The organism is Superficieibacter sp. BNK-5, assembly GCF_047456055.1.
GTDB lineage: Bacteria > Pseudomonadota > Gammaproteobacteria > Enterobacterales > Enterobacteriaceae > Superficieibacter.
On the sequence record NZ_CP179893.1, the window covers coordinates 2,102,806 to 2,129,091 of the forward strand.

A 26,286-nucleotide genomic window follows, 5' to 3' on the forward strand; every position below is an offset into this window, starting at 1 on the left:
GCGCATTGTTACCGTAACCGTGCATCTATAGTAAGGCGGCATCCATCAGCAGGCCGCCTTCAGAAACCTCCGTTTTATTCGCCTTTTTCCCCGTATTACCCCCTGTTTTGACTACCCTTAATACTCTTCGCAGTACGTTTTGCTGCAACATTCACCAGTATAAGGAGAAAGGTATTATGGCCTACCAGACAGTAAATCCTTTTACCAATCAGCTCATTAAAGAATATCCTACGCACAGCGACGCGGATGTGGAAGCCGCGCTGAAAAAAGCCGATGCGCTCTATCATTCCGCCTGGGCGAAAGGCGATATCGACCAGCGCCTGCCGGTCCTGCACAAACTAGCCGATCTGCTGGATACGCAAAACGAAGAACTGGCAAAAATCGCCAGCCGCGAGATGGGTAAGCTTATTGAACAAAGTCGCGCCGAAGTGAAGCTGTGTGCCCAGATTGCGCGTTATTACGCGGATCACGCGAAAGATTTCCTGGCCCCTGTGAAGTATGACTCTGAACTGGGCGACGCATGGGTGGAACATCATCCTATCGGCGTACTGATGGCGGTGGAACCGTGGAACTTCCCGTACTATCAGTTGATGCGCGTGCTGGCACCGAACCTGGCGGCAGGTAACCCGATTATCGTTAAACATGCGAGCATCGTGCCGCATTGTGCCGAAACATTTGAACATCTGGTCCGCGAGGCGGGCGCACCTGACGGTGCTTATACCAATCTGTTTATCTCTTCCGATCAGGTCGCCGCGATCATCGATGATGACCGCGTGCAGGGCGTGGCGCTGACGGGTTCAGAAAAAGCCGGCGGCATCGTGGCTGCACAAGCCGCGAAGAAGCTGAAAAAAGCCACCCTGGAGCTGGGCGGCAACGATGTCTTTGTGGTGCTGGACGACAGCGACCTGGAAAAAGCGGTGAAGGTCGGCGTACAGGCGCGTCTGCAAAATGCCGGGCAGGTATGTACCGCTGCCAAGCGCTTTATTATCCATGTGAAAGTGGCCGATGCCTTCCTCAGCAAATTCACCGACGCCTTCCGCGAAGTAAAACTCGGCGATCCGCTGGATGAGAGCACCACGCTTGGCCCGCTCTCCTCAAAAGATGCCGTGGATACACTGACTAAACAGGTCGATGAAGCGGTGAAAAACGGTGCGAAAGTGCATGTTGGCGGCAAGCCGGTCGAGCATCAAGGGAACTTCTTCGAGCCAACCATCCTGACCCATATTAGCCGCAATAACCCGGCTTACTTTGAGGAATTTTTCGGCCCGGTTGCTCAGGTATATGTGGTGAAAGATGACGATGAGATCGTGAAACTGGCTAATGATTCGCACTACGGACTGGGCGGGGCGATCTTCAGCCAGAACATTGAACGCGCAAAACGTCTGGCATCGCGTATTGAAACCGGGATGGTCTATATCAATTCTCTGACCGATACGGCGGCGGAACTGCCTTTCGGAGGTGTTAAACGCTCCGGCTTCGGGCGCGAGCTGTCTGATTTAGGGATTAAAGAGTTCGTGAATCAGAAACTGGTGGTGGTGAGTCATCAGTAAATAAGCGTATTGCTCCCGCAATATTATTGCGGGAGTTTAATTATCTGGATATTATTAATAATATAAATTTCTTGTTTTTATTTGTTCTGTTAGTTGCCATTAAAAATAGCGATCTCGATCACATTCTACTCTTTATTTTTATCCCATTATTTTCTCACGCCGCAGAGATAAATAAGCTTACTGTAGTGCGTATCTTATCGTTAATAAATATGTGCATCTAATCTAAATACAAGGAGTTTATCATGATTGGCATGTTTAAATATGCTGCTTGCCCAACAATGGTTTTAGGCGTTTCCGATCAGCAAACCGGAGCGCCGCTGGCTTTAAGAAAAATTGAATCCGAGCTGCGAAAAATCCTGTGGTCTGTAAATGAGAAAACTGGCGAAATTTCGCTGGTAGCCAGTGATTCACTGTTGGTGGATATTAGCGGTAATCGTATTGTTTTACAGCAGCGTGATGCTGGTAAACTTTCCCAAAAATGGGATATGGCAACAACGCGCGGTTTTATTCGCAGCAAACAAAGCAGCAGTAATGTTATTGATAGCTATAATCGTGGGACGGGTGAAGGTAATGCCATTATCCTTTACCCCTATAATGGCTCTGAGGCGCAGCAGTGGAAATTTGTGCCTATGGACATGATGACCCTCAATAATATTACCGAAGAAATGATGGCAGAAGACGAACCGTCTCACGCCTGATAATAATAATGAAGGCTTCAATGATTTTTAAATATTGAAGCCTTCACCTTACTATTTATTCCATCGCAATACTCACCGCTTCACCCAACTGTCGCAGCGCCTCACGATTCTTTTCCGTCAGCGGCAGCGCGCAGTTAATCCGCAGGCAATTACGATATTTCCCCGAGGCCGAGAACAGCGACCCTGGTGCCACCTGGATTTTCAGGCGGCAGAGCTGTTTTGCCACGCAGACCATATCAACCATTTCCGGCAACTCGATCCACAGCATAAAACTGCCCTGTGGCCGGGTCACGCAGATATCGCAGGGAAAATACTGGCGCACCCAGCAGGTCCAGGTTTCCATATTGTGCTGATAAATCAGGCGCATCCGCCGTACGTGGCGATGATAGTGCCCGTCGCGGATAAAGGCCGTCACCGCCATTTGCATCGCGGGCACGCTGGTGCTGCTGGTGGCGTACTTCATATGCAGCACGCGATCGCGGTAGCGACCCGGTACGATCCAGCCAACGCGCAGGCCCGGCGCGATGCTTTTAGTGAATGAACTGCACAGCAGTACCCGCCCGTCGATATCCCAGGATTTAATCGTGCGCGGTCGCGGATACTCGCGCGCCAGCTCGCCATAAATATCATCTTCAAAAATGACGATATCGTGACGCTGGGCGAGAGAAAGCACCGCCCGCTTGCGCGCGTCCGGCATAATAAAACCCAGCGGGTTATTGCAGTTCGGCACGAGGATCACGCCCTTGATCGGCCACTGTTCCAGCGCCAGTTCCAGTGCTTCGATGCTGATGCCTGTATCCGGATCGGTCGGGATCTCAATGGCTTTAATATTGAAACCGCGCAACATCTGCATGGTGCCGTAGTAGCACGGCGATTCTACCGCCACAATATCGCCCGGCTTGCAGACCGCCAACAGGGCGATGGCGATAGCGCTATGGCAGCCGTTGGTGATGACGATATCGTCTGCCGCTATCACGGTCTCACTGTCCAGCATCACGCGGGCGATCTGCTCGCGCAGATCCTGCCGTCCTGAAAGTTCATCGTAGCCCAGCACATCGCACGGATTATGCTGCACGATGCGGCTCATCTCGCGCCACAGCGGTTTCAGGCTCGGCTGACTGACATCTGGTGCACCGCTGCCGAAAGCAATCAGCGATTTATCATGATGGTCGGCCAGCAGCGTATTCACCTCATCCCACTGGGTAATCTCTACCGGGCGCTGCACCGGCGAACTCATTGCCGGGACGGGTGGCTGCGCCTTACGCGGTGCAATAAAATAGCCAGAACGCGGCTGCGGGATGATCAGCTGAAGGTTCTCCAGCGTCTGATACGCCTGCTGGACGGTGCTAATACTGACGCCATGCTCCCGACTCAGGCTGCGCACCGACGGCAGCTTTTCTCCGTGGCGGTATAGCCCCTGCTCGATACGCTCTGCCAGTAAATTCGCCAGATGTTGATAACGCGTCATACTGTATCCTTTTATTGCACCATACAGATTCAAAAACCAGTACAGATAACGGCGATGAATGCCATGCAGATACCGTTGTACGCAATCTGTATGTTAAATAAAAGTGTTTTTTGAATCTGTATTGTTCCGCTCTATCTCGCTGAAAATAGCCTCACAGACACGGTGAGGAGACAGACGATGGAATTTCATGAGAATCGGGCTAAACGGCCTTTTATCGGTTTCGTGTTGATCTGGCAGTCGTTCAAACAATGGCGTCGTCAGGCGCAGGCGAAAAAGGTGTTGCAGAGGATGAGCGACGCGCAGCTACGGGACGTGGGGCTGAAGCGGGATGATGTGTGCTGAGGGGGGCGGATAAAGGGATAAAGAGCAAATGCCTTGTTCAATTACTGTGCCGATTTTACGGTATTACGTGCCGCGGTTTTGCCATGCACGATAGCGTTGTTGTCCCGAAGTTGTGACACTTTTCTGGTTTGCGTCTTATTATCTCAGCCAGTGTCAAGGATGACTGAGATAATGTATGAGGCATAAATAAACTTGATTTCTGATTTTGCAACAGCAGCCTGGGTGAAAAGCTTATTGGGCAACGGCATGTGATATGGAATACTGTCTTACTAAAGAGTGACAAAGGGCTGAACAATGACAACCGAACTACAGGGATTAACCTGGGACGGCCCGCAATCACGGACGTCAATAAACCATGCACGCGCGTGGCGCTCTTTACGTTCAAAACCCAGCAAGTAACCTATTGATATAGATAGTTTTCACAGGCCGGGTAAAGCGAAGCCGCCACCCGGCAAAATGGCACACCATAGCAAAATCAGGTTGGTCTCCATCTGGTGGCTTTCACGTCTACCCCCGTAACTCCTCAAACGCCGCCCGAATTTCCTCTTCCGGCAACTGAACACCGATAAACACCAGCGTGCTGTGCGGCGGCTCGTCGCCCCATAGGCGGTCCCAGTCGGCGCTGTACAGTCGCTGGACGCCCTGGAACAGCAGGCGGTTCGGCGCATCTTTGATCCACAGCATACCTTTATAGCGCAGCAGTTTTTCCGCTGACTCCAGCAGCAGCGTCTCCATTACGCGCGACACGCCGCTGATATCGACCGGGTAATCCAGCTCGACCACGATAGACGAGATGTCGTTCTGCTTGTCGGCCATAAAATGAAAGCGCGGTTTAGCAGCGACCACTTTCTCTTCCAGCATAAAACCGTTGGTGTTAAACAGCAGGGAAAGGTCGATATCGCCGTGAGTGGCAGTATAAATCGGCGCGCGGGCGTTGATGCGCGTCAGACGTTCACGCAGTTTTTCCGTCTCTTCGGCGACGTCGGTTTTGGTCAGCAGAATGCGATCCGCATAGCCCACCTGCGACTGGGCGAGGGTGAACTGGTTCATCTGCTCGTCGGCGTGAACGGCATCGACCAGCGCTATCACGCCATCCAGCAAATAGCGCTGGCAGAGGATCTCATGCGAGAAGAAGGTCTGAATAATTGGGCCGGGATCGGCCATGCCGGTGCATTCAATCACCAGGCGGTCAAAGTCGATATCGCCCCGGTCGAGACCGTCGAGCAGATCCAGCAGGGCATCTTCCAGTTCGTTGGATCGGCTACAGCAGATGCAGCCGTTCGTCAGCGTTTTGATCTGCGTGGCACGGTCGCCAATCAGCTGATCGTCAACGGAGACTTCACCGAACTCGTTTTCGATCACGGCAATTTTTAAGCCGTGTTGTTCATTGAGAATATGGCGCAGGAGGGTGGTTTTACCTGCGCCAAGAAAGCCAGTAAGGAGGGTGACAGCAATCGGCGTCATAATCGTTCCTTTATTAACAGCAACTGCTTCCGCCGCTACCGTAGCGCGCTTCCTGGCGCTCGCGGAAGAACTCGTTGTAGGTCATGTAAGGTTTATCCGGATGGTTGGTTTTCATATGATCAACATAGTTGTCATAGTCCGGAATGCCAATCAGCATCTTTGCCGCCTGGCCGAGGTATTTTTTTGCCTGTCCTAAGTTACCAAACATTGCGCCATCCAGATATGAATAAAGCCAGACGTCGGCTTGCGCCCCGTCTGGCTCAGGTTCAGGCCGGATAAGCAAAAGGCTATCCGGCATTAACATTAATGGTGTGAAGAGGTTTTCACGCCACCTTCCGGCACCGGAACGAACGGCGTTTCTTTATCCGTGCGACCGTTGGTATTGCGTGCCTTCATCCAGGTTTTCAGACCGTAGAAGATAATGCTGTAGACCACCACCAGGAACAGAATACTTAAGCCCGCGTTGGTGTAGTTGTTCACCACGATATGATTCATGTTCGCGACTTCCTGTGCGGTCAGTTCACCACCGGCGGCAATACGTTCTTTATATTGGTTCGCCATGTAGAAGAAACCTTCCATCTGCGGGTTGGAGCTGAACAGTTTCAGGCCCAGCGCCCAGGTGGTGCAGATCAGCAGCCATACCGCCGGGATCACCGTGACCCAGATGTATTTGGTGCGCTGCATTTTAACCAGCACCACGGTGCCCAGCACCAGCGCGACGGCGGCCAACATCTGATTCGAGATGCCGAACAGCGGCCACAGACTCTTCACGCCGCCCAGCGGATCGACCACGCCCTGATACAGCAGATATCCCCACAGGCCCACGCAGCCCGCGGTACCGATAGCACCTGCTACCAGCGAGTCGGTTTTCTTCAGGAACGGTACAAAGTTACCCAGCAGATCCTGCAACATGAAGCGGCCGGAACGGGTGCCTGCATCCAGTGCGGTCAGGATAAACAGCGCTTCAAACAGGATCCCGAAGTGGTACCAGAAGCCCATATCCATCGCCGGAATGATTTTGTGGAACACATGAGCGATACCGACCGCCAGCGTCGGCGCGCCACCGGCACGGTTCAGGACGGAAGGTTCGCCGATATCTTTCGCCGTTTGCAGGATCTGCTCAGGCGAGATCACGAAGCCCCAACTGCTGACGGTTGCCGCCGCATGAACGGTAACGTCTTTAAGCTGTGCCAGGATCACCGGCGCGTTTTCAGTACCCAGCTCATGCAGGTTCGGCATGGTGATGCCAAGGCCCGCTGGCGGGGTGTTCATCGCAAAGTAGAGGCCAGGTTCAATAATAGAGGCCGCCACCAGCGCCATGATCGCTACGAAGGATTCCATCAACATCGCGCCATAACCAATGAAACGCGCGTCGGTTTCGCAGGCCAGCAGTTTCGGCGTGGTGCCGGAGGCGATCAGCGCATGGAAGCCGGAGACTGCGCCGCAGGCGATGGTAATAAACAGGAACGGGAACAGCGCGCCTTTCCACAGTGGACCCGTACCATCAATGTACTGGGTCATGGCGGGCATTTTCAGTTCCGGGTTGAGGATCACGATGCCAATTGCCAGACCGACAATCACGCCGATTTTCAGGAAGGTGGCAAGGTAGTCACGCGGAGCCAGGATCAGCCATACCGGCAGCAGCGCGGAGATAAACGCGTAACCTATCAGGGTAAAGGTGATGGTGGTGTCTTTAAAGGTCAGCGCCGGACCCCAGTACGGGTCGTGTGCAATCACGCCGCCAAAATAAATAGAGGCCACCAGCAGCACAATACCGATTACCGACACCTCGCCCACGCGACCGGGGCGCAGGAAGCGCATGTAAATTCCCATAAACAGCGCAATCGGCACCGTTGAGCAGACGGTAAACACGCCCCACGGACTTTCGGCCAGCGCTTTCACCACGATCAGCGCCAGCACGGCGAGGATGATGATCATAATCAGGAAGCAGCCAAACAGCGCGATGGTGCCGGGGACCGGACCCATCTCTTCTTTGATCATCTCGCCGAGAGACGCGCCGTTACGACGGGAAGAGATAAACAGCACCATAAAGTCCTGGACCGCACCGGCGAGGACCACCCCGGCAAGTAGCCATAAGGTGCCGGGCAGATAACCCATCTGCGCTGCCAGCACCGGGCCGACCAGCGGACCCGCGCCCGCGATGGCCGCAAAGTGGTGTCCAAAAAGCACGTTACGGTTAGTCGGAACGTAGTTCAGACCGTCGTTATTGATAACCGCTGGTGTCGCGCGTGTCGGGTCGAGCTGCATCACCTTCTGGGCGATGTAAAGGCTGTAGTAGCGGTACGCCACCAGATAGACCGAGACGGAGGCCACTACGATCCACAGGGCGCTGACGTGCTCACCCCGCCGCAGGGCGACAACCGACAAACAGAATGCACCGATGATCCCGAGGATCGCCCAGGGTATGTGCCTGAAAAGTTTTTTAGTATCCATAGTGAAACCTGGCTATTTAAGAGAATAAGCAGCCGTAGCTGCGTAGGTATGGGTAAGAAGTGTTCTGAAATTGCTATGTCAGCGCGGATGATGCCAGAAGGATGCGTGTGAAAAATGGGCAATCTGAATGAGTGGTCGTATGCAAAATTAAGCGGTCAGGGAGGGGCGCGAGTGGTTGTGAGATGGTTTGTCTCCCCGGCGTTGTTCAAGGTCCTTTTTGTAAATGCAAAAAGAAAAAAGACAATCTTTTCCCTCTTCTTTTAAAAATAAAACTTTTTAAATCAATCGAATAAATACTGTCTGCGCAATATAAACCGTCAGTGACAAGTTTGCTCTTGCCAAAAAAAGTAAGTCGGCAATTTTTTGCGTTGCCCTTTTCTTATGATGCCTCCTGATATCTGACACATCTTAACTTTTCGTCGTAAGGAGAATGCAATGCAACAAGAAGCGCTGGGCATGGTTGAAACAAAAGGACTCACGGCGGCCATTGAAGCGGCGGATGCCATGGTGAAATCCGCCAATGTGGTACTGATTGGCTATGAAAAAATCGGCTCCGGTCTGGTCACTGTTTTGGTCCGTGGCGACGTGGGCGCGGTAAAAGCGGCGACAGATGCAGGCTGTGCATCGGCACGTCAGGTGGGTGAAGTGATCGCTACCCATGTGATCCCGCGTCCGCATACGGATGTTGAGATCCTGCTGCCAAAAGGGCCTAACAAATGAGTCAGCAGAGGCTCGTCGAATCAATCATTGCTGAGGTGCTCGGCAAGGTGGGCGAGCCGCCTGCGCCGGGTGTGACGCCAAAAGAAGACCGCTCTCAATCAGGAACAACGATGACTAAGAAAACCTGTCCATTAACGGAGTTCGTCGGCACTGCTATTGGCGACACCATAGGTCTGGTGATCGCCAACGTAGACAGTGCCCTGCTGGACGCGATGAAGCTGGAAAAATCATACCACTCTATCGGTATCCTTGGCGCGCGTACCGGCGCGGGTCCGCATATTATGGCGGCGGATGAAGCGGTTAAAGCCACCAATACCGAAGTGATCAGTATTGAACTGCCTCGCGACACCAAAGGCGGGGCCGGGCATGGCTCCCTGATTTTGCTGGGTGGGCAGGATGTCTCTGACGTTAAGCGTGCGGTTGAAGTCGCGCTGGGCGAGCTGAACCGGACGTTTGGCGATATCTATGCCAATGACGTCGGCCACGTCGAGTTTCAGTATACCGCGCGTGCCAGCTATGCGCTGGAGAAGGCGTTCGGTGCGCCGCTGGGCCGCGCCTGCGGCGTGATTGTGGGTGCGCCAGCCGCGATTGGCGTGCTGATGGCCGATACCGCGATCAAAGCAGCCAATGTCGAGGTGGTTTCCTACAGCTCACCGGCGAAAGGGACCAGTTACAGCAATGAATCGATCCTGGTTGTGTCCGGCGATTCCGGCGCCGTTCGTCAGGCGGTTTGCTCCGCACGCGATACCGGCCTGATGCTACTGGAAACACTGGGTGGAAAAGCGCCGTCGGCAACCACGCCTTATATCTGATTACGGACAAACGATATGAATAATCTCTCCCGCGGGTTTGGTGAGCCAACACAACGCGTGCAGGCGTTACGGGAACAAATCCTCAATGCCTCGCCGCGTATAGAAACCGACCGTGCCCGTATTCTTACTGAATCCTACAAAGAAACTGAATCGCTGCCGATGGTGCTGCGCCGCGCCAAAGCGCTGGAGAAGATCCTTGCCGAACTGCCGGTGATAATTCGTTCCGGCGAATTAATTGTCGGCAGTCTGACCGTTGAACCGCATTCTGCGCAGGTCTTCCCGGAGTTTTCAAACCAGTGGTTGCTGAATGAATTCGACCGCCTGAACCAGCGTACCGGCGACCGCTTTACTATCTCTGAAGAAGCTAAACGCGAGCTGGCGGCGATTTTCCCTTACTGGCAGGGGAAGACCACCAGTGAACTGGCGACGTCCTATATGATGCAGGATACCCTCGCCAGTATTGAAGAGAACGTTTTTACCGTTGGTAACTACTATTTCAACGGCGTCGGCCATATCGCCGTCGATTACGCCAAAGTGCTGCATAAAGGTTTTAAAGGGATTATGCAGGATGTGCTTGCCGCCATGGATGCCGCCGACAAACGCAGCCCGGATTATCTGAAGCAGGAGGCGTTCTTCAAGGCGGTGCTCATCTCCTGCAATGCGGCAATCAATTTTGCCCATCGCTACGCCCGTAAAGCACGTGAGATGGCAGATGACGTTTCGCCTCAGCGCCGCAGCGAACTGATGGAAATTGCCCGCATCTGCGAAACCGTCCCGGAAAACGGTGCGAGTTCGTTCTACGAAGCCTGCCAGTCTTTCTGGCTGACGCATGCCATCATCCAGATCGAATCAAACGGCCATTCCATCTCTCCGGCCCGTTTTGACCAGTACATGTATCCTTTTCTCGCCCAGGATCACTCCATCACGCCGGAGATGGCGCAGGAATTACTGGATTGTCTGTGGATCAAGTTCAACGATATCAACAAAGTCCGCGATGAGGATTCGACCAAAGGTTTTGGCGGCTACCCGATGTTCCAGAACCTGATCGTCGGTGGGCAAACGCGCGGCGGTCTGGATGCCACCAATCCACTTTCCTATATGGCGATGACCGCGACGGCGCATGTCAGCCTGCATGAACCCTCTTTCTCGGTGCGTATTTGGGCAAAATCACCCGATGATTTTCTGCTCAAAGCCTGCGAGGTCAGCCGTCTTGGCATGGGCATTCCGGCCTATTACAACGATGAAGTCATCATTCCGGCGCTGATTAATCGGGGACTGTCCCTCGAAGATGCGCGTGATTACGGCATTATCGGTTGTGTGGAGCCGCAAAGTCCCGGTAAAACCGAAGGCTGGCACGATGCAGCGTTCTTCAATATGAGTAAAGTGCTGGAGATCGCCCTCAACAATGGTCGTAGCGGTACGCGCCAGTTGGGGCCAAAAACCGGTGAAATCGCTGATTTCCACTGCTTTGACGATGTGCTGGAAGCCTACCGTAAGCAGATGGCATGGTTCGTTCATCATCTGACCGCCGCCGATAATAGCGTTGATCTCGCCCACGCTGAACGTGCGCCGCTGCCGTTCCTGTCCTGTATGGTCGATGACTGCATCAGCCGGGGTAAGACGGTTCAGGAAGGCGGTGCGCACTATAACTTCACCGGGCCGCAGGGCGTGGGGGTGGCCAACGTTGGTGATTCGCTGATGGCGATTAAACGCCTGGTGTTTGAAGAAGGCCGCGTCTCTCTGGCACATCTGAAAGAGGCGCTGGATAGCAACTTTGGTCTTTCTGCTGAAACACCTTCCGTACCTGCGAAGGCCGAAGAGGGTGAAGTCACCTACGATATGGTTCTTGGTGCGCTGAAGAAAATTCTCGGCGAGAACAGTGGCATAGACCTTTCTGCGCTGGCAAAACCGGCGGAACCTGTCGCCCAGGGAAGCCTGGAAGCGCTGCGGCAAATGCTAATCAATGGCGTACCGAAGTTCGGTAACGATATTGATGAAGTAGATATGATGGCGCGTGCCGCAGCCGAAATCTATTGCCGCGAAGTGGAGAAATACCGCAACCCGCGCAGCGGTGTATTCCAGGCCGGGCTGTATCCGGTATCGGCGAACGTGGCGATGGGCACCGCCGTTGGGGCAACCGCCGATGGACGCCTGGCAGGCGAACCGCTGCCCGATGGCGTTTCGCCAAGTCGCGGCATGGACTGTAGCGGGCCGACCGCTGCTGCCAACTCGGTGGCAAAACTGGATCATGCGCTGGCGTCTAACGGCACCTTGTTTAACCAGAAATTCCATCCAGCCGCGTTAAAAGGCGAAGACGGATTGCATCATCTGGCGGCGCTGCTGCGTGGATTCTTTGATCAGAAAGGGATGCACGTACAGTTTAACGTGGTAGATCGCTCCATTTTGCTAGCCGCCCAAAAGGAACCGGAAAAATATCGCGATCTGGTGGTTCGGGTTGCAGGTTATAGCGCGCAATTTGTCTCACTGGATAAGAGCGTGCAGGACGACATTATTATGCGAACCGAGCACTCCTTTTAATTAGCCGGCTCTGACGGCAGAAGGGCATAGCGCCAGTTTTTATGGCGGAACTTTTGTCGTCAGAATTAATTAATCGCGACGAATAATTCAGGGCCAGCGAATGTCCGATATCAATTATCAACAAACGGGTACCGTTTTTAATATCCAGAAGTTTTCATTACATGACGGGCCAGGGATTCGGACCATTGTTTTTTTAAAGGGATGTTATCTGGCGTGCCGCTGGTGCAGTAATCCGGAATCGCAAAACACGCAGCCGGAGGTCTTTTATCAGCCTGACAATTGCCTTCACTGTGGACGCTGCGTCCAGGCTTGTCCATTACAGGCGATCGACCCTCAACGCGCAGGGATGGTGGATCGTGAACGCTGTGACGGATGCGGCGCATGTGCCAGCGTTTGTCCAGCCGGAGCAATGGTGCTTACCGGTAAGACAATGACCGTGGCACAGGTGATGGCTGAACTGCTAAAAGATGAAGTGCACTACCGACGCTCTGGCGGCGGCATTACGCTCTCCGGCGGTGAGGCGCTGGCGCAGCCTGAATTTGCGGCTGAACTCCTGGCGGCCTGTAAAGCCCGCGGCTGGCACACCGCCATGGAAACCACCGGCATCGCCTCACAGAAGGTGCTCGACCAGGTTATCCCGCTGCTTGATGTGGTGTTACTCGATCTGAAAACTTTTTTTCGCGGACGCCACGAACAGTTTACCGGCTACCCGAATGATGTGGTGCTGCAAAATGCGCTCTATCTTTCGGCAATGGCGAAAGAGGTCGCCATTCGTGTTCCGGTGATCCCGGGATTTAATAAAGATGAAAAGAGTATTCGGGCTATCGCGTTATTTGCAAAACACATGAGCCATGTGTCCCGATTGCATTTATTACCCTATCACAGCTTTGGCAAAAATAAATATGCCCTGCTGGGCAGGAAATACGGACTGATCGATATTCATACGCCAACGGATGATGAAATGCATGCGCTAAAAAATATCGTTGAGCAGGAAGGTATTTCGTGCGTTATCGGTGGCTGATTGATTTTATTTTTACCGTTGAGCAGGACGTGTTCAGCCAAAGGAGAAAAAATGGCAAAGTCGCTGGGGTTAATTGAAGTCTACGGGCTGTCGCCCGCCATTATTATTGCCGATGCGATGGCGAAAGTGGCATCGGTCCAGCTATTGCCAATGGACTATTCCATTGGTGCTGGCTGTGTGCAAATTCGCGTCACTGGCGATGTGGCATCGGTGCAGGCGGCAGTGGATACCGGTCGCCAGATGGCGCTGGCGCAAGAGTGCTATCGCGGTCATAGCGTTCTGGCGAGGGCGGCTGAACAGGTCCTCAACGCGCTAATCATCAACCGCGTGGTCACGCCAGAAATCATTGCCGACGAAAGCGAGGATGCCACGTCAGAGCATGAGCTGGCGGGGGCAACGTGCAATATCTGCAACGATCCCGTCTGTACCCGCATCAAAGGCGAACCTCGCAGCACCTGTATTCACCATGCCCGCTTTGCGGATGACGGGAGGGCGCAGTGATGGTCCAGGACACTATTCAACAAGTAATGGCAACGCTGACTCAGCGCATTCGGCAGCAGCCCATTCCGCTGGGGGTTTCCAGTCGCCATGTCCATTTATCGGAACGTGATTTCCAGCAGCTCTTTCCTGGGCAATCGCTGCAGGTAAAAAAAGATCTGCAGCAGCCGGGCCAGTTTGCGGCCGAGCAGACGCTCACCTTAAAGGGTCCGCGAGGCCAGATTGCTCAGGTCCGCGTGCTCGGACCGTTTCGTGCGCAGACGCAGGTTGAAGTGTCATTCAGCGACGCCCGCGTGCTGGGGGTGGATGCTCCACTGCGGCTCTCCGGTGAGCTGTCACAAAGTGGCGGTATTACCCTGCAAAGTCAACAGGGGGAAGTGGTACTGACGGAAGGCGTCATCGTTGCCCGTCGCCACATTCATATGTCCCGGGCAGAGGCGATGCTCTATGGCGTCAGCCACGGCGACACCGTTCAGGTGGCGGTGACGGGCAGCGAGCGCCGTCTGATTTTCGATGATGTCGCGATCCGCGTGGCCGACGACATGTGTCTGGAGATGCACATTGATACCGATGAAGCCAATGCGGCTCAAATTGGCGCAGGCGGTGTGGTCGCACGGTTGTGCGGGAAGTCTCAGGTGGTGTAATGGCAGACAAGGCGGCAGGCAAATTACAGCAGATCCTCAGCCAGCGGCAGAACCACGCTCGTGAAGTCACGCTTGAGGAACTGGCCCGGGGGCTGAACCGCGTCGTTTATCTGTTTCACGATGAACTGTACCTGAAACTTCCTGACGCCGGGTTTATTCCGCGGCTGGCGGCCTGGGACGATACCGATGCCTCCGTTGCCACCGTGCTGCAATCGTGGTCTTACGGCGTCCGCCTGCGTGTGATGGTACATCGTCAACTGCTCCCGTCACTGCCGTTAGCGGCGCTGGCCTCTGTGCCACTGGTGCTGGAGGACCATCGCGGCGTCGCGGTGCAACTGATGGCCAGCAACTGCGTAACGTGGAGCGATTTAGTGACCTTTCATGATTGCTGGCTGCTGGTCAGTCAAAAAACCGTAATGACCGCGATGGCGCAGGAATTGTGCAAGAAAAATAACATTACCTTAATCAGACAGGAGTCGTGATGCATCTGGCAAAAGTGATTGGCTCAGTTGTCGCCACGCAAAAAATCGGTTCCCTGACCGGGAAGAAACTGATGTTGCTCAGGATGATTTCATTTGATGAGGCGGGTGAAGAAACGCTCTGGGGCGCGGCAGAGGTCGCGGTCGATCTCGTCGGCGCAGGGGAGGGCGAAACCGTATTAATCGCGCGGGGTTCACCGGTCCGTCATCTTTTCCCGGAACCAAACCAGGGTATTGATTTGGGGATTGTCGGGATCGTGGATTCAGTTGAGCGATAGCAGTCGGAAAAATAAATGAAAACGCCGCCGCAACATAACGACGTACTGGTCGAGCATCGGGTGCTTATTGAGCACGTTATCAAAGACATTGTCCGGAATTCTTCCGTGGTGGAGTCCGCTTGCGCGGGTCCCGATCATGGACAGCATAAATCAGAGGTACCTATGAACAGCAGTGAACTGGAAAATATGATCCGCGCCATTCTGGCTGAAAAATCAACGCAGACCACCAGCCCTGAGGCTACGTCATCGGGTGTATTTAGCCAGGTCGATCGCGCCATTGACGCCGCGTATGAAGCCAGTAAAGCGTATATGCAGCAGCCGCTGAAAATCCGCAGCGATATTATTGCCCTGATGCGTCAGGAGCTGGAACCGTTGATCAGTGAAATGGCGATGCGTTCTGCAGCGGAAACGGGCATGGGCAACGTAATGGATAAGGTCGCTAAAAATCAGGCCTCGTTATTCAATACCCCCGGCGTTGAAGATTTAACCACCACGGCATTAACGGGCGATGGCGGAATGGTCCTGTTTGAACGCTCACCTTTTGGCGTTATCGGTGCGATTACGCCAAGCACCAACCCTACCGAAACCATCCTGAATAACAGCATCAGTATGCTGGCGGCGGGTAATGCCATTTATTTCAGTCCACATCCGGGCGCAAAGGCGGTTTCGCTATGGCTGATTGCCAAAATTGAAGAGATTGCCTGGCGCGTCAGCGGTATTCACAACCTGGTGGTGACGGTGGCAGAACCGACGGCTGCCGCCACGCAGGCGATGATGGCGCACCCGCGAATTGCGCTGCTGGCGGTAACCGGTGGGCCGGCGATTGTCGGCATGGCGATGAAAACGGGTAAAAAAGTGATTGGCGCGGGTCCAGGTAATCCGCCAGTCATCGTCGATGAGACCGCGTTTTTACCGCAGGCGGCGAAAGATATTGTCGACGGCGCATCGTTTGATAATAACGTACTGTGCATCGCCGAAAAATGCGTTATTGCCGTGGAAAGCATTGCGGAAAGCCTGATGATCATGATGGAAAAAGAGGGCGCATGGCGGGTAACTAAAGCAGAGGATCTGGAGAAACTGCGCCGGGTGGTCATTAATGAACGTGGCGAAGCGAATAAAGCGTTGGTCGGTAAAACCCCTGCCGTGATCCTGAAAGCGGCTGGCATTGCCATCACGCCTGCGCCGCGGTTGATCATCGCTGAAGTCCCGGCAAACGATCCGCTGGTCAGCGTCGAGCAACTGATGCCGGTTCTGCCGATCGTTAAAGTCAGTGATTTTGACTGTGCGCTTAAGCTGGCGCTGACGGTGGAGAATGAGCAGCACCATACGGCGATGATGCATTCACAGAATATCACCCGGCTGAATACCGCCGCCAAAGTCATGCAGACCTCAATTTTTGTGAAAAATGGTCCTTCCTACGCCGGGCTGGGCATTGGCGGCGAGGGATTTACCACGTTCACCATCGCCACGCCAACCGGTGAAGGCACGACCTCAGCGCGCACGTTTACGCGCCACAGACGTTGCGTGTTGACCAGCGGCTTTTCTATTCGTTAATCCGGGAGGGGGAGAGGATGCTTTTTACCGTCAGAACCAGGATATACAGCGGGAAAGAGAGTCTGGGCTATCTGAACACGTTTGCCAATAAAAAGGTGTGGATAGTTTGCGACCCTTTCTTACGTGATAGCGACGCGCTGCGCCAGCTACAGCAGGCCATCCCACAGACGTGCACCGTCTCCCTGTTCTTTGACATTATTCCGGACCCGCCAATTGCCACCATTGCCGCAGGGGTGGTCAACCTGCAAGCCACAGAGCCGGAGGTGGTGATTGGCGTCGGCGGCGGCTCCGCCATCGACGCGGCGAAGGCGATGATTTACTTCGCCCGTATGCAGGGCGCGAGCATTGAAACCTTTATCGCCATCCCGACGACCAGCGGTACGGGTTCGGAAGTCACTCATGCCAGCGTGATCAGCGATCCGCAGAAAAAAATAAAGTATCCGCTGTTTGATGTGTCGCTTTATCCGGATGTCGCGCTATTGGTGCCGCAATTTGTGGTCAGCGTGCCGCCGGGTGTCACGGCGAATACCGGTATGGATGTGCTCACGCATGCGCTGGAAGCCTGGGTCGCTACCGGGGCCAGTGATTTTACCGATGCTTTCGCGGCGAAGTCGGTCAGGCTGGTGCTGCAATACTTACCGCGTGCCTGGCGTGACGGGCAGGATCTTGTGGCGCGGGAAAAAATGCATAACGCCTCTACCCTCGCAGGAATGGCGTTCAGCCAGGCCGGGCTTGGGCTGAATCATGCCATCGCTCACCAGTTAGGCGGCCAGTTCCATCTGCCGCACGGGCTGGCCAACGCACTATTGTTGCCGCACGTGGTGAGGTTCAACGCCCGCGATCTCAGTGTCCGGCAGAAATATGCTCAGCTCAGCCGGGAATGCGGGCTTTCTCCAGCCCATGCGACTGAAGAGGAGGCTGTAAAATATCTGCTTAAGGCGATAGAACAATTAAGCGCCGAATTGCATATTGCGAAAAACATGACCGCGCTCAATATTGATGCGCAAGCGCTCACTGGCGCGCTGAGCACTATTGCGGCGGCGGCTTTAAAGGATGCCACCTTTATAACGAATCCTGTAACGGCAACTGAAAAAGATATTGGAACGTTGCTTCAGGCGATAATATAGCTGCGTTGACTTTAAAGGTGGTGCATGTTAATTATGAGGCAAAGCAGTTATCACAATAACCATTTTGCCTTATTTATCCGTTGCCTTTAATACATTAATTAGTGTGAAGGTTTTTGCGAAGGCGGGACTCATTTAAGACTGTTATTACATGACCGGACATTTTCGGTTGGTCTATTCATTAACTGAATGTTTAATTTCATGAAACCGTCAAAAGATATCATTGATAAAATTTCGTATGATTTCGCCTGGGCGACCGGGTTGGGTTCCGTCGTTGTTGATGTCAATGGCAAAGAGATATCGCCGTGGTATAACTTTACGCCTTTCTGCCAGCATATCCGCAAAATGGCGGAGTTTTATCCCTTGTGCCAGCAGTGCGATCGCTGCGGCGGGCTGGAAAGTTTTAAAACAAAGCAGGTCAGTTGCTACCGTTGCCATGCCGGGTTAGTGGATTTTTCTATTCCTATTGTGATTAATAATAGCATGGTGGGTTTTCTCGCCTGCGGCCAGGCGCGGGTTGAAAACAGCATGTTATTACCCAGCATTCTGCCCACTAAAAATAATATTGAACGCATATCCAGGCTCAATGATTTATGGCATGAAGTTCCGGTTATGGAACAAATAAAGGTCGATGCGGCAGCGCATCTGCTGAATACTATCGTGGAGAATTATCTGAGTAAGGAATATAATATTCAGGTGGTGCGGGGAATCAATGCCAGTTCGCCTTCGGAAGAACTGATAAGCGATGCGCAGCGTGCCAGAATGGATAAAATCATTAAATATATTCATGATAATTTTGCAGAAGATTTAACGCTGGAAAAAGTCGCCAATGTCGCCAACTTTAGCTCGTGTTATTTTTCACGTTTCTTCAAGCGCGTCTCTGGCGAAGGATTCAGCGCTTATCTCAACCGCGTGCGCCTCAACGAATCACGTTATCTGCTGGAAAACACCCACTGGAGCATAGAAAAAATTTCCCGCTCTGTAGGCTACAACGATAGCGCCTACTTTGTCCGGGTGTTTAAAAAGCACTACGGTGTTTCTCCCCATCGCCTGCAACAGCAGAACGTCGGTATTCCGGTCATTAACCTGTAGCCAGCACCCTGCCAGCACGATTTTCCGTAAAGTTTTCTCTTCCCGGGCCGAAAACCCGATATCAGTTCAATGGAAGAGAAAACATGTTAAATCGTATCAAGATTGTCACCGGCTTAATGCTGGTGCTGGGACTATTCGGCCTTTTACAACTCACCTCGGGCGGTCTGTTCTTCAACGCCCTCAAGCATGACAAAGAGAATTTCACCGTCCTGCAAACCATCCGCCAGCAGCAGTCCACGCTCAATGAGAGCTGGGTCGCGCTGTTGCAGACCCGCAATACGCTTAACCGCGCGGGTATCCGCTATATGATGGATCAGAACAATATCGGTAGCGGTGCGACCGTTTCTGATTTATCGCAGATTGCCAGCCGCACGTTGAAGCAGGCTGAAGCAGCATGGGCGGAGTACGAAGCGCAGCCGCGCGATCCGCGTCAAAGCAACGTGGCGGCGATGGAGATCAAGCGCAACTACGGTATTTACCACGATGCGCTGGCGGACCTGATTCGCCTGCTGGGCGCGGGCAAAATTAACGAGTTCTTCGATCAGCCGACCCAGAGTTATCAGGATGGCTTTGAGAAGCAGTATCGCGAATATCTGCAACAGAACGATACCCTCTATCAACAGGCAGTTGAAGAAAACCAGGGGTCGTATAACCAGACGCTGTGGGTGCTGGGGGGCACGTTACTGGTTGTGCTGCTGGTCATCATGGTGGTGTGGATGGGGATCACCCGCGCGTTATTGACCCCGCTGCACCGTATTATTGAAAGTATCCGTCATATTGCCAGCGGTGACCTGGTCAAGCCCATCGACGTGGAAGGCTCCAACGAGATGGGGCAACTGGCGAACAGCCTGCGTCATATGCAGGGCGAGCTGGTACGTACCGTTGGTGATGTGCGCGACGGTGCGGATGCCATCTATAGCGGTGCCAGTGAAATCGCGATGGGCAACAACGATCTCTCTTCCCGTACCGAGCAGCAGGCGGCCTCGCTGGAAGAGACCGCTGCCAGTATGGAAGAACTGACCGCTACCGTGAAGCAGAACGCCGAGAACGCCCGTCAGGCCAGCCAGCTGGCGCTGAGCGCCTCGGAAACCGCGCAGAAAGGCGGCAAAGTGGTCGACAACGTGGTGCAAACTATGCGCGACATCGCCGGTAGCTCGCAGAAAATCGCCGATATTATCAGCGTGATTGACGGTATCGCCTTCCAGACCAACATTCTGGCGCTCAACGCCGCAGTCGAAGCAGCGCGTGCGGGCGAGCAGGGCCGTGGTTTTGCAGTGGTTGCGGGTGAAGTGCGTAATCTGGCACAGCGCAGTGCCCAGGCGGCGCGTGAAATCAAAAGCCTGATTGAAGACTCAGTAAACCGTGTCGATTTGGGTTCCACGCTGGTCGAAAGCGCAGGCGAAACGATGGACGAGATCGTTAATGCGGTAACCCGCGTGACCGACATTATGGGCGAAATTGCGTCTGCATCCGACGAGCAGAGCCGTGGTATCGACCAGGTCGGGCTGGCGGTCGCCGAGATGGATCGCGTCACTCAGCAGAACGCCTCGCTGGTGGAAGAGTCCGCCGCCGCTGCCGCCGCGCTGGAAGAACAAGCCAGCCGTCTGACCCAGGCGGTCGCCGTGTTCCGTATTATGCAGGCACAGCAGCGTGAAGCGGCTACAGCGAAGGTCGCTACCGCTGCGGCTCCGGTGATGGCGCGTAAAGCGGTTGCCACCGAGGGCGGCGAAAACTGGGAAACCTTCTGATGCAAATGCCCGGCTGAATAAGCCGGGCATCAGATTGCTGACAAACGTTATACCGTGGAATGATGCCTGGCGGCGCTTCGCTTGCACAGGCCTACGGATTAAGAATAAGCTATTGATATTGATGCATTTTGTAGGCCGGGTAAGGCGAAGCCGCCACCCGGCAAAACGGCGAATAAAATAGCAAAACAGGTTTTTCATCAACCTCATGCCCGGCTGAATAAGCCGGGAATATGGCAGGCCGCTTATCCTGCCCCCAACACACTATCTCCATGTCCAGACCGCGTTGATGCCCTTTCAACATAAGGCAGTTTTGTGTCCTGCGCCGCAGAACGTGAAATCGATTTACGAAAGCACCCACATTTGACGGCATCATAGCCTCCCCATGCATTCAACAGGGTGGAGTCGATGCGCAAAGAAGAACTGCTGGCCTTCCTCAGCAATCAAACGGATTTTTTCAACCCACAGGCGGTAAGCGAGGTCTTTACGGCGAGCTACCTGGCCGGGCGTTTTGCCATGCAGCGCAATACCGCCAGCCACTATCTTAATCAGCTGGTAGCAGAAGGTGAGCTGATCAAAATAAACACGCGCCCTGTCTACTTCCTGCATAAACAGACCTTTTGTCAGCATTACTTTCCGTTAAGCCGTGAGGAATATGCCAGCGTGGCAGATTTGTTAGCGGAAGGAGAGCAGGAACTGCCACCACCCGACCATTTCTCGCTGTTGATTGGCCATGATGAAAGCCTGAAGAAACCGATTGAACAGATGAAGACGGCGCTGTTTTACCCGGACGGTGGCCTGCCGCTGCTGATCACCGGCGAGAGCGGGACCGGAAAAAGCTATATGGCGCAGCTCATGCATGAGTACGCGCTGGCGCAGGGAATTCTGGAACCGGATGCACCGCTGGTCAGTTTTAACTGCGCACAATATGCCAGTAACCCGGAACTGCTTGCTGCCAATCTGTTTGGTTACGTGAAGGGCGCGTTTACCGGCGCACAGAGCGACCGGGAGGGCGCGTTTGAAGCGGCGAACGGCGGGATACTTTTCCTTGATGAGGTGCATCGTCTGAACGCCGACGGCCAGGAGAAGCTGTTTACCTGGCTTGATTGCGGTGAAATTTACCGCCTGGGCGAAACGGCGCAGGGGCGCGCCGTGCAGGTTCGGATCGTCTTCGCCACCACCGAGGATATTCACAGCACCTTCCTGACCACTTTCCTGCGGCGCATCCCCATTCAGGTCACGCTGCCGGACCTGCAAAACCGCAGCCGCAAGGAGAAAGAAGCCCTGATTTCGCAGTTCTTCTGGCAGGAAGCGAAAAAAGTGGCGGTCCCGCTGACACTAAGCGCGCGGCTACTACAGGTGCTGAACGGCACGGTTTACCGCGGCAACGTCGGCGAGCTGAAAAATGTAGTGAAATATGCCGTCGCCTCTGCATGGGCGAAAAAGCCCGGCAGTGAGGCGCTGACGGTATCGATTCACGATCTTCCCGAGAACGTGCTGGCCTCAATGGCGGCCTTATCCGAGCCGCTAAACGAAGAGCAGCCGATGACCATTGATCCGCATACCAGTCTGCTGTGGCTGCTTAACGCCAGAGACAGCGTCCAGGGCATTATTTATGACGTGCAGTGCCGCGTGCTGGCGCTTTTCGGCCATCTCGCCGACGGGCAGGCAAAATGGGAGGATATTCAAAAGCGGATTGGCGAGGAGATTGAGACCCTTTTTGATCGGCTAATCTTTGATAACCGCCATAAACAAAGTTCGACCCTGTTGCTGCTGACCCTAAGTCAGGTACGTGAGGAGTTTTACCGGCTGGAGAAACGCTTCAACATCCAGTTCAACGGTAACTGCCTGTATGCGTTAAGTCATTATCTGGTGCATCGCTCTGCCAGCGTAACCTCGCGGTTGAGCAATGAGCGAACCCGCCAAATGGAGGCGTTTCTGGCGCAAAAATACCCGCTGCTGTGGCATTTTTGTCAGGAGGTGCTGGAGGCGGTCGGGCGTAAGCTGGATATCGAGCCGCAGCGCCTTGACGCTCTTCTGCTGATGCTGTGGCTCCAGAAGGCCGGCACCATGAACCAGCAGCCGGTGACGCGGGCGGTGATCCTCGCCCACGGCTATGCGACTGCCAGCAGCATCGCCAACGTGGCAAACCGACTGTTAAAAAGCAACCTGTTTGAGTCGTTTGATATGCCGCTCGACGTTACGCCGGAAGCCATCGCCGCAGAAGTGATGAACTACATTGAACGCAACGCGCTGGCCAGCGGACTGGTGATCCTTGTCGATATGGGATCGCTCAAGGAGATCCACCGCCACTTCAACCGCGCGATCACCACACCGGTCGCCATCATCAATAACGTCTCTACCGGTATGGCGCTTTATGTCGGCGATCGCATTTTACAGGGGCATTTTATTGAGGATATCGCCTGCGATGTGGCGAACGGGTTGCCGGTTGAGCATCAAATACTCTGGCCGGAAAGCAATAAGCCAAAGGTGATCCTGACCGTCTGCGCCACGGGTATCGGCGCGGCGTCTAATCTTTCCACCTTGCTGAAGGGCAGTATTCCAGACGATCTGGCGATTGATGTCGTCGCGTGCGACTACGATTCGCTGGCAGGCCATCGCGGCGACGAAGCGATGTTTACCCGTTATGACGTTCTGGCAATTGTGGGCACTCTTGATCCGCATATCGCTGCGGTACCGTGGATCTCGCTGGATTCGCTGGTTTCCGGCGAAGGGAATCGTCACTTGATGCGGATTTTTGGCGATGTGACGACTCCGGAGCGCGTCACTGAGATCAACAACCTGATGTTGAAAAATATCTCCCTGCGCAGGGTGATTGAATCGGTCACTATTCTGGATACCAGCAAGGTGATCAATCAGGTGGAACAGTTTTTAGCCCGCTATGAACATCTTGCCGGTATTGAGGTGGCGAACGATCGCAAGGTCGCCCTGTACGTTCATATTAGCTGCCTTATTGAGCGCCTGATCCGCAATGCCGCCATTCAGCGTTACAGCGGCAGCGGGCAGTGTCAGGCGCATGAACTGGATGTCCTGCGCGACGCGTTTAGTGTCATCGAGAATAGTTATAGTGTCAAAATCCCTGGCTCCGAGCTGCTTTACATCCACGATATCCTGTTTCTTGAAACGGAATTAATCGAGCAGGATCAAGAGTTTTAGTCATTTCCTTCTTCCTCTTCCGGCGCGCCACTTTTCCTGGCACGCCGGTTGCAACCTTGTTTCCCCAGTAAAGGGGTTTAACGAGGTCAGGATGAAACGACACATTATTTTTGCCAGCCACGGCCTGCTTGCCAGCGGCATATTGAGTTCCGTGGAGCTTATTCTGGGTAAGCAGCCAGATATTCATACGCTGTGTGCCTATGTGGATGAAGGCGTGGATGTCAGTCGCCAGGTGAACGATCTGCTGGCGCGTTTTCCCGACGGCGATGAAATTATTGTGATCACCGATATTTTTGCCGGTAGCGTCAATAACGAATTTATTCACTTTATTCATCGTCCTGGTTTTCACCTGCTGGCGGGGCTGAATTTGCCGCTGGTGATTGAATTATTAATTTCAGCGGAAGAGAAAGATACCCTTAAATATATTAACGAGGCGTTAATAAACTCAAAAGAGAGTATTCAGTATTGCAATCAAACTATTCAGGATGCAATGCATATTGATAAAGAATTCTGACACTGAGGGACGATTATGATTACTTTTTTACGCGTAGATCATCGACTGTTACATGGGCAGGTGGCGTTCTCCTGGACCCAGTATGTCGGGGCGGATTGTATCCTCATCGCCAATGACGATGTGCCCAATGATGAACTAAGAAAGACCACCATTAAGCTGGCGAAGCCGCCGTCGGTAAAGCTGGTGATTAAAAATATTCACGACTCTATCGAAGCCATAAAAAGCGGTGTGACGGATAAATACCAGCTCTTTATTGTGGTGGAATCGGTTGATGATGCCTGGCGAATTCTCCGCGAGGTGCCAGAGATAAAAAGTATTAACCTCGGCGGTATTAAAGCCAAAGAGGGCAGTAAAAATATCTCCAAAGCGATTAATTTGCTGCCGGATGAAATCGAAAAGTTGCAGGCGTTGGTACAGTCGGGCGTCGAAGTGGAAATTCGTCTGGTGCCAAACGACCGCAAGCAATTATTTACCGAGTGCGTTTAATTATTGAGGACACATTATGGTTGAGGCACTTTTACTTGGGCTGGTGGCGTTTATCGCCCAGTCCGAATACGCGATGGGGACCTCGTTGTTGTCGCGTCCCATCGTTACCGGCCTGCTGACCGGGCTGGTGCTGGGCGATGTGCAGACCGGCATCATTATGGGCGCGACGCTGGAACTGGCGTTTATTGGCTCATTTTCGGTGGGGGCTTCGATCCCGCCTGATGTGGTGACCGGCGGCATTCTGGGCGTGGCGTTTGCCATTACCTCCGGCGCAGGGACGGAAACGGCCTTGCTGCTGGGCTTGCCGATTGCCACCCTGACGCTGGTGTTGAAAAACGTCTATTTGGGGCTGTTTATTCCGATGCTGAGCCAGAAGGCGGATGGCTATGCGGAACAGGCAAACACACGCGGCATTGAAAGAATGCACCTGATCGCCGGTTTCGGCCTGTCGCTGATGCTGGCGACGGTGGTCACCGTGTCCTTCCTCGTCGGCAGCAGCGCGGTGAAAGGGCTGCTGGATGCGATCCCGGAATTCATTAAGCACGGCCTGAGCGTGGCGACCGGCATTATTCCGGCCCTGGGCTTCGCAATGCTGGCACGGCTGCTGATCAATAAAAAAGTCGCGCCTTACTTTTTCCTCGGTTTTGTGTTGATGGCCTATCTCAAAATCCCGGTGACGGGCATCGCCATTCTCGGTGCCATCGTGGCGGTCATTATGGTGAATGTCGCCGCCGTTAACTCACCTCGTCCCACTACCGCACAAGGAGTTCCGGATGACAACGAAGATGATTTCTGAAGACACCGCGCAGACGCCAGAAAGCGTCATTACTGCCCGGGATTTACGTCGCGTGTTCTGGCGCTCTTTTCAGATGGAGTTCTCCTGGAATTACGAGCGGCAGATGAATCTGGCGTTTGTGTATGCCCTGATGCCGGTGCTGAAAAAGCTGTATCCACGTAAAGAGGATCTGGTGGTGGCGCTGAAACGTCATCTGGTGTTTTTCAATACCACGCCGCATATCGTGACGCTGATCCTCGGCATTACCACCGCGATGGAGGAGAAGAACAGCCAGAACAACAATATGGATGCCAACGCCGTTGATAACGTTAAAGCGTCGCTGATGGGGCCGCTGGCCGGGCTGGGCGACTCTTTCTTCTGGGGCACGCTGCGTCTGATTGCCACCGGCATCGGTACCAGCCTGGCGCTGAAAGGCAATATTCTTGGCCCGATCCTTTTTCTGCTGGTGTTCAACGTGCCGCATCTGCTGGTGCGCTGGCTGTTTACCCGCTGGGGATATGTGCTGGGAACCGGCGTTCTGCAACGTATCCAGCAGAGCGGCATGATGGAAAGCCTGACCTACGGCGCGTCGATTATCGGCCTGATGGTGGTGGGGGCAATGACCGCCTCCATGATCGACATCACCATTCCCATTACCTTCGGTGCCGGTGAGGCAAAGACTGAGGTGCAGGGGATCATCAATGACATTATGCCCTGCCTGCTGCCGCTGGTGAGTTTTGGCATTGTTTACTGGCTGCTCGGGCGCAAAGTCAAACCGCTGACCATTATCGGTGGGATGGCGCTGGTCGGCATTTCAGGTTCATGGATTGGCTTATTTTAACCGGAGAAAATA

24 protein-coding genes are annotated in these 26,286 nt (G+C 53.8%); 20 read left to right on the forward strand and 4 right to left on the reverse strand.

Annotated features, from left to right (window positions below; all coding sequences use genetic code 11):
* The first annotated feature begins 176 nt into the window (after nucleotides 1-176).
* Both ACMGGS_RS10090 and ACMGGS_RS10095 read left to right on the forward strand, forming a co-directional pair.
* On the forward strand, nucleotides 177-1,550 hold the full coding sequence (locus tag ACMGGS_RS10090) for an NAD-dependent succinate-semialdehyde dehydrogenase (RefSeq protein ID WP_414165947.1): 1,374 nt from the start codon (nucleotides 177-179) through the stop codon (nucleotides 1,548-1,550).
* A 242-nt stretch (nucleotides 1,551-1,792) separates the two neighbouring features.
* Nucleotides 1,793-2,248, forward strand: coding sequence for an RICIN domain-containing protein (locus ACMGGS_RS10095; RefSeq protein ID WP_414165948.1), 456 nt, complete (start codon nucleotides 1,793-1,795; stop codon nucleotides 2,246-2,248).
* A gap of 55 nt (nucleotides 2,249-2,303) precedes the next feature.
* On the opposite strand, the gene ACMGGS_RS10100 is transcribed toward ACMGGS_RS10095, so the two are convergent.
* Nucleotides 2,304-3,716: a PLP-dependent aminotransferase family protein gene (locus ACMGGS_RS10100; RefSeq protein WP_414165949.1), complete on the reverse strand. Its 1,413-nt coding sequence runs from the start codon at nucleotides 3,714-3,716 to the stop codon at nucleotides 2,304-2,306.
* 177 nt (nucleotides 3,717-3,893) lie between these two features.
* Between ACMGGS_RS10100 and ACMGGS_RS10105 the strand changes: the two genes are divergently transcribed.
* Nucleotides 3,894-4,058, forward strand: a complete 165-nt coding sequence (locus tag ACMGGS_RS10105) for a DUF1127 domain-containing protein (protein ID WP_414165950.1) — start codon at nucleotides 3,894-3,896, stop codon at nucleotides 4,056-4,058.
* Nucleotides 4,059-4,565: 507 nt separating this feature from the next.
* On the opposite strand, the gene yjiA is transcribed toward ACMGGS_RS10105, so the two are convergent.
* The 3 genes from yjiA to ACMGGS_RS10120 all read right to left on the reverse strand — a co-directional run bounded on the left by yjiA (nucleotide 4,566) and on the right by ACMGGS_RS10120 (nucleotide 7,976).
* Complete coding sequence (yjiA, locus tag ACMGGS_RS10110; RefSeq protein ID WP_414165951.1) at nucleotides 4,566-5,522, reverse strand: GTPase; 957 nt, start codon at nucleotides 5,520-5,522, stop codon at nucleotides 4,566-4,568.
* A 13-nt stretch (nucleotides 5,523-5,535) separates the two neighbouring features.
* Nucleotides 5,536-5,730: a YbdD/YjiX family protein gene (locus ACMGGS_RS10115; RefSeq protein WP_103675748.1), complete on the reverse strand. Its 195-nt coding sequence runs from the start codon at nucleotides 5,728-5,730 to the stop codon at nucleotides 5,536-5,538.
* Between the two features lie 95 nt (nucleotides 5,731-5,825).
* Nucleotides 5,826-7,976, reverse strand: a complete 2,151-nt coding sequence (locus ACMGGS_RS10120; RefSeq protein WP_414165952.1) for a carbon starvation CstA family protein — start codon at nucleotides 7,974-7,976, stop codon at nucleotides 5,826-5,828.
* 435 nt (nucleotides 7,977-8,411) lie between these two features.
* Between ACMGGS_RS10120 and pduA the strand changes: the two genes are divergently transcribed.
* From pduA to ACMGGS_RS10205, 17 genes are all read left to right on the forward strand, one after another.
* Nucleotides 8,412-8,696 carry a propanediol utilization microcompartment protein PduA gene (pduA, locus tag ACMGGS_RS10125; RefSeq protein ID WP_176918634.1) on the forward strand — a complete coding sequence of 95 codons (285 nt, stop codon included), beginning with the start codon at nucleotides 8,412-8,414 and terminating at the stop codon, nucleotides 8,694-8,696.
* Entirely contained in the window at nucleotides 8,693-9,508 is an 816-nt protein-coding gene (pduB, locus tag ACMGGS_RS10130; RefSeq protein WP_414165953.1) for a propanediol utilization microcompartment protein PduB, read from the forward strand. Before pduA ends, pduB begins: the two co-directional genes overlap by 4 nt.
* A gap of 15 nt (nucleotides 9,509-9,523) precedes the next feature.
* Complete coding sequence (locus ACMGGS_RS10135; protein WP_414165954.1) at nucleotides 9,524-12,046, forward strand: glycyl radical protein; 2,523 nt, start codon at nucleotides 9,524-9,526, stop codon at nucleotides 12,044-12,046.
* Between the two features lie 100 nt (nucleotides 12,047-12,146).
* Nucleotides 12,147-13,067, forward strand: a complete 921-nt coding sequence (locus ACMGGS_RS10140; RefSeq protein ID WP_414165955.1) for a glycyl-radical enzyme activating protein — start codon at nucleotides 12,147-12,149, stop codon at nucleotides 13,065-13,067.
* A gap of 51 nt (nucleotides 13,068-13,118) precedes the next feature.
* The gene (locus ACMGGS_RS10145) at nucleotides 13,119-13,568 is read left to right on the forward strand and encodes a BMC domain-containing protein (protein WP_414165956.1); all 450 of its coding nucleotides are present in this window, start codon (nucleotides 13,119-13,121) and stop codon (nucleotides 13,566-13,568) included.
* A complete protein-coding gene (locus tag ACMGGS_RS10150; protein ID WP_414166237.1) occupies nucleotides 13,568-14,209 on the forward strand; it encodes a phosphate propanoyltransferase in 642 nt (213 codons plus the stop codon). Before ACMGGS_RS10145 ends, ACMGGS_RS10150 begins: the two co-directional genes overlap by 1 nt.
* The gene (pduM, locus tag ACMGGS_RS10155; protein ID WP_414165957.1) at nucleotides 14,209-14,691 is read left to right on the forward strand and encodes a PduM family microcompartment protein; all 483 of its coding nucleotides are present in this window, start codon (nucleotides 14,209-14,211) and stop codon (nucleotides 14,689-14,691) included. The genes ACMGGS_RS10150 and pduM overlap by 1 nt, the downstream gene beginning before the upstream one ends.
* On the forward strand, nucleotides 14,691-14,966 hold the full coding sequence (locus ACMGGS_RS10160) for a EutN/CcmL family microcompartment protein (protein ID WP_414165958.1): 276 nt from the start codon (nucleotides 14,691-14,693) through the stop codon (nucleotides 14,964-14,966). The genes pduM and ACMGGS_RS10160 overlap by 1 nt, the downstream gene beginning before the upstream one ends.
* 162 nt (nucleotides 14,967-15,128) lie before the next feature.
* A complete protein-coding gene (locus ACMGGS_RS10165; RefSeq protein ID WP_414166238.1) occupies nucleotides 15,129-16,520 on the forward strand; it encodes an aldehyde dehydrogenase family protein in 1,392 nt (463 codons plus the stop codon).
* 17 nt (nucleotides 16,521-16,537) lie between these two features.
* Nucleotides 16,538-17,647, forward strand: a complete 1,110-nt coding sequence (locus ACMGGS_RS10170; RefSeq protein ID WP_414165959.1) for a 1-propanol dehydrogenase PduQ — start codon at nucleotides 16,538-16,540, stop codon at nucleotides 17,645-17,647.
* Nucleotides 17,648-17,845: 198 nt separating this feature from the next.
* Nucleotides 17,846-18,736 carry a PocR ligand-binding domain-containing protein gene (locus ACMGGS_RS10175; protein WP_414165960.1) on the forward strand — a complete coding sequence of 297 codons (891 nt, stop codon included), beginning with the start codon at nucleotides 17,846-17,848 and terminating at the stop codon, nucleotides 18,734-18,736.
* Nucleotides 18,737-18,819: 83 nt separating this feature from the next.
* Nucleotides 18,820-20,484 (forward strand): methyl-accepting chemotaxis protein, encoded by a 1,665-nt coding sequence (gene tsr / locus ACMGGS_RS10180; protein WP_414165961.1) that lies wholly within the window; start codon nucleotides 18,820-18,822, stop codon nucleotides 20,482-20,484.
* A 405-nt stretch (nucleotides 20,485-20,889) separates the two neighbouring features.
* The gene (locus ACMGGS_RS10185) at nucleotides 20,890-23,658 is read left to right on the forward strand and encodes a sigma 54-interacting transcriptional regulator (RefSeq protein WP_414165962.1); all 2,769 of its coding nucleotides are present in this window, start codon (nucleotides 20,890-20,892) and stop codon (nucleotides 23,656-23,658) included.
* Nucleotides 23,659-23,749: 91 nt separating this feature from the next.
* A complete protein-coding gene (locus ACMGGS_RS10190) occupies nucleotides 23,750-24,172 on the forward strand; it encodes a PTS sugar transporter subunit IIA (protein ID WP_414165963.1) in 423 nt (140 codons plus the stop codon).
* Between the two features lie 15 nt (nucleotides 24,173-24,187).
* Entirely contained in the window at nucleotides 24,188-24,658 is a 471-nt protein-coding gene (locus tag ACMGGS_RS10195) for a PTS sugar transporter subunit IIB (protein ID WP_176918621.1), read from the forward strand.
* 16 nt (nucleotides 24,659-24,674) lie between these two features.
* Complete coding sequence (locus tag ACMGGS_RS10200; RefSeq protein ID WP_414165964.1) at nucleotides 24,675-25,454, forward strand: PTS mannose/fructose/sorbose/N-acetylgalactosamine transporter subunit IIC; 780 nt, start codon at nucleotides 24,675-24,677, stop codon at nucleotides 25,452-25,454.
* Nucleotides 25,432-26,274, forward strand: coding sequence for a PTS system mannose/fructose/sorbose family transporter subunit IID (locus ACMGGS_RS10205; protein ID WP_414165965.1), 843 nt, complete (start codon nucleotides 25,432-25,434; stop codon nucleotides 26,272-26,274). Before ACMGGS_RS10200 ends, ACMGGS_RS10205 begins: the two co-directional genes overlap by 23 nt.
* The last annotated feature ends 12 nt before the right edge of the window (nucleotides 26,275-26,286 follow it).

Bases quoted from the DNA above. Each gene is read 5' to 3' on its own strand.
- ACMGGS_RS10190 (WP_414165963.1), top strand. From the start codon at position 23,750: ATGAAACGACACATTATTTTTGCCAGCCACGGCCTGCTTGCCAGCGGC.
- pduA (WP_176918634.1), top strand. From the start codon at position 8,412: ATGCAACAAGAAGCGCTGGGCATGGTTGAAACAAAAGGACTCACGGCG.
- ACMGGS_RS10160 (WP_414165958.1), top strand. From the start codon at position 14,691: ATGCATCTGGCAAAAGTGATTGGCTCAGTTGTCGCCACGCAAAAAATC.
- ACMGGS_RS10165 (WP_414166238.1), top strand. From the start codon at position 15,129: ATGAACAGCAGTGAACTGGAAAATATGATCCGCGCCATTCTGGCTGAA.
- pduB (WP_414165953.1), top strand. From the start codon at position 8,693: ATGAGTCAGCAGAGGCTCGTCGAATCAATCATTGCTGAGGTGCTCGGC.
- ACMGGS_RS10090 (WP_414165947.1), top strand. From the start codon at position 177: ATGGCCTACCAGACAGTAAATCCTTTTACCAATCAGCTCATTAAAGAA.
- pduM (WP_414165957.1), top strand. From the start codon at position 14,209: ATGGCAGACAAGGCGGCAGGCAAATTACAGCAGATCCTCAGCCAGCGG.
- ACMGGS_RS10150 (WP_414166237.1), top strand. From the start codon at position 13,568: ATGGTCCAGGACACTATTCAACAAGTAATGGCAACGCTGACTCAGCGC.
- ACMGGS_RS10135 (WP_414165954.1), top strand. From the start codon at position 9,524: ATGAATAATCTCTCCCGCGGGTTTGGTGAGCCAACACAACGCGTGCAG.
- yjiA (WP_414165951.1), bottom strand. From the start codon at position 5,522: ATGACGCCGATTGCTGTCACCCTCCTTACTGGCTTTCTTGGCGCAGGT.
- ACMGGS_RS10170 (WP_414165959.1), top strand. From the start codon at position 16,538: ATGCTTTTTACCGTCAGAACCAGGATATACAGCGGGAAAGAGAGTCTG.
- ACMGGS_RS10140 (WP_414165955.1), top strand. From the start codon at position 12,147: ATGTCCGATATCAATTATCAACAAACGGGTACCGTTTTTAATATCCAG.
- ACMGGS_RS10175 (WP_414165960.1), top strand. From the start codon at position 17,846: ATGAAACCGTCAAAAGATATCATTGATAAAATTTCGTATGATTTCGCC.
- ACMGGS_RS10205 (WP_414165965.1), top strand. From the start codon at position 25,432: ATGACAACGAAGATGATTTCTGAAGACACCGCGCAGACGCCAGAAAGC.
- ACMGGS_RS10100 (WP_414165949.1), bottom strand. From the start codon at position 3,716: ATGACGCGTTATCAACATCTGGCGAATTTACTGGCAGAGCGTATCGAG.
- ACMGGS_RS10115 (WP_103675748.1), bottom strand. From the start codon at position 5,730: ATGTTTGGTAACTTAGGACAGGCAAAAAAATACCTCGGCCAGGCGGCA.
- tsr (WP_414165961.1), top strand. From the start codon at position 18,820: ATGTTAAATCGTATCAAGATTGTCACCGGCTTAATGCTGGTGCTGGGA.
- ACMGGS_RS10185 (WP_414165962.1), top strand. From the start codon at position 20,890: ATGCGCAAAGAAGAACTGCTGGCCTTCCTCAGCAATCAAACGGATTTT.
- ACMGGS_RS10120 (WP_414165952.1), bottom strand. From the start codon at position 7,976: ATGGATACTAAAAAACTTTTCAGGCACATACCCTGGGCGATCCTCGGG.
- ACMGGS_RS10105 (WP_414165950.1), top strand. From the start codon at position 3,894: ATGGAATTTCATGAGAATCGGGCTAAACGGCCTTTTATCGGTTTCGTG.
- ACMGGS_RS10195 (WP_176918621.1), top strand. From the start codon at position 24,188: ATGATTACTTTTTTACGCGTAGATCATCGACTGTTACATGGGCAGGTG.
- ACMGGS_RS10095 (WP_414165948.1), top strand. From the start codon at position 1,793: ATGATTGGCATGTTTAAATATGCTGCTTGCCCAACAATGGTTTTAGGC.
- ACMGGS_RS10145 (WP_414165956.1), top strand. From the start codon at position 13,119: ATGGCAAAGTCGCTGGGGTTAATTGAAGTCTACGGGCTGTCGCCCGCC.
- ACMGGS_RS10200 (WP_414165964.1), top strand. From the start codon at position 24,675: ATGGTTGAGGCACTTTTACTTGGGCTGGTGGCGTTTATCGCCCAGTCC.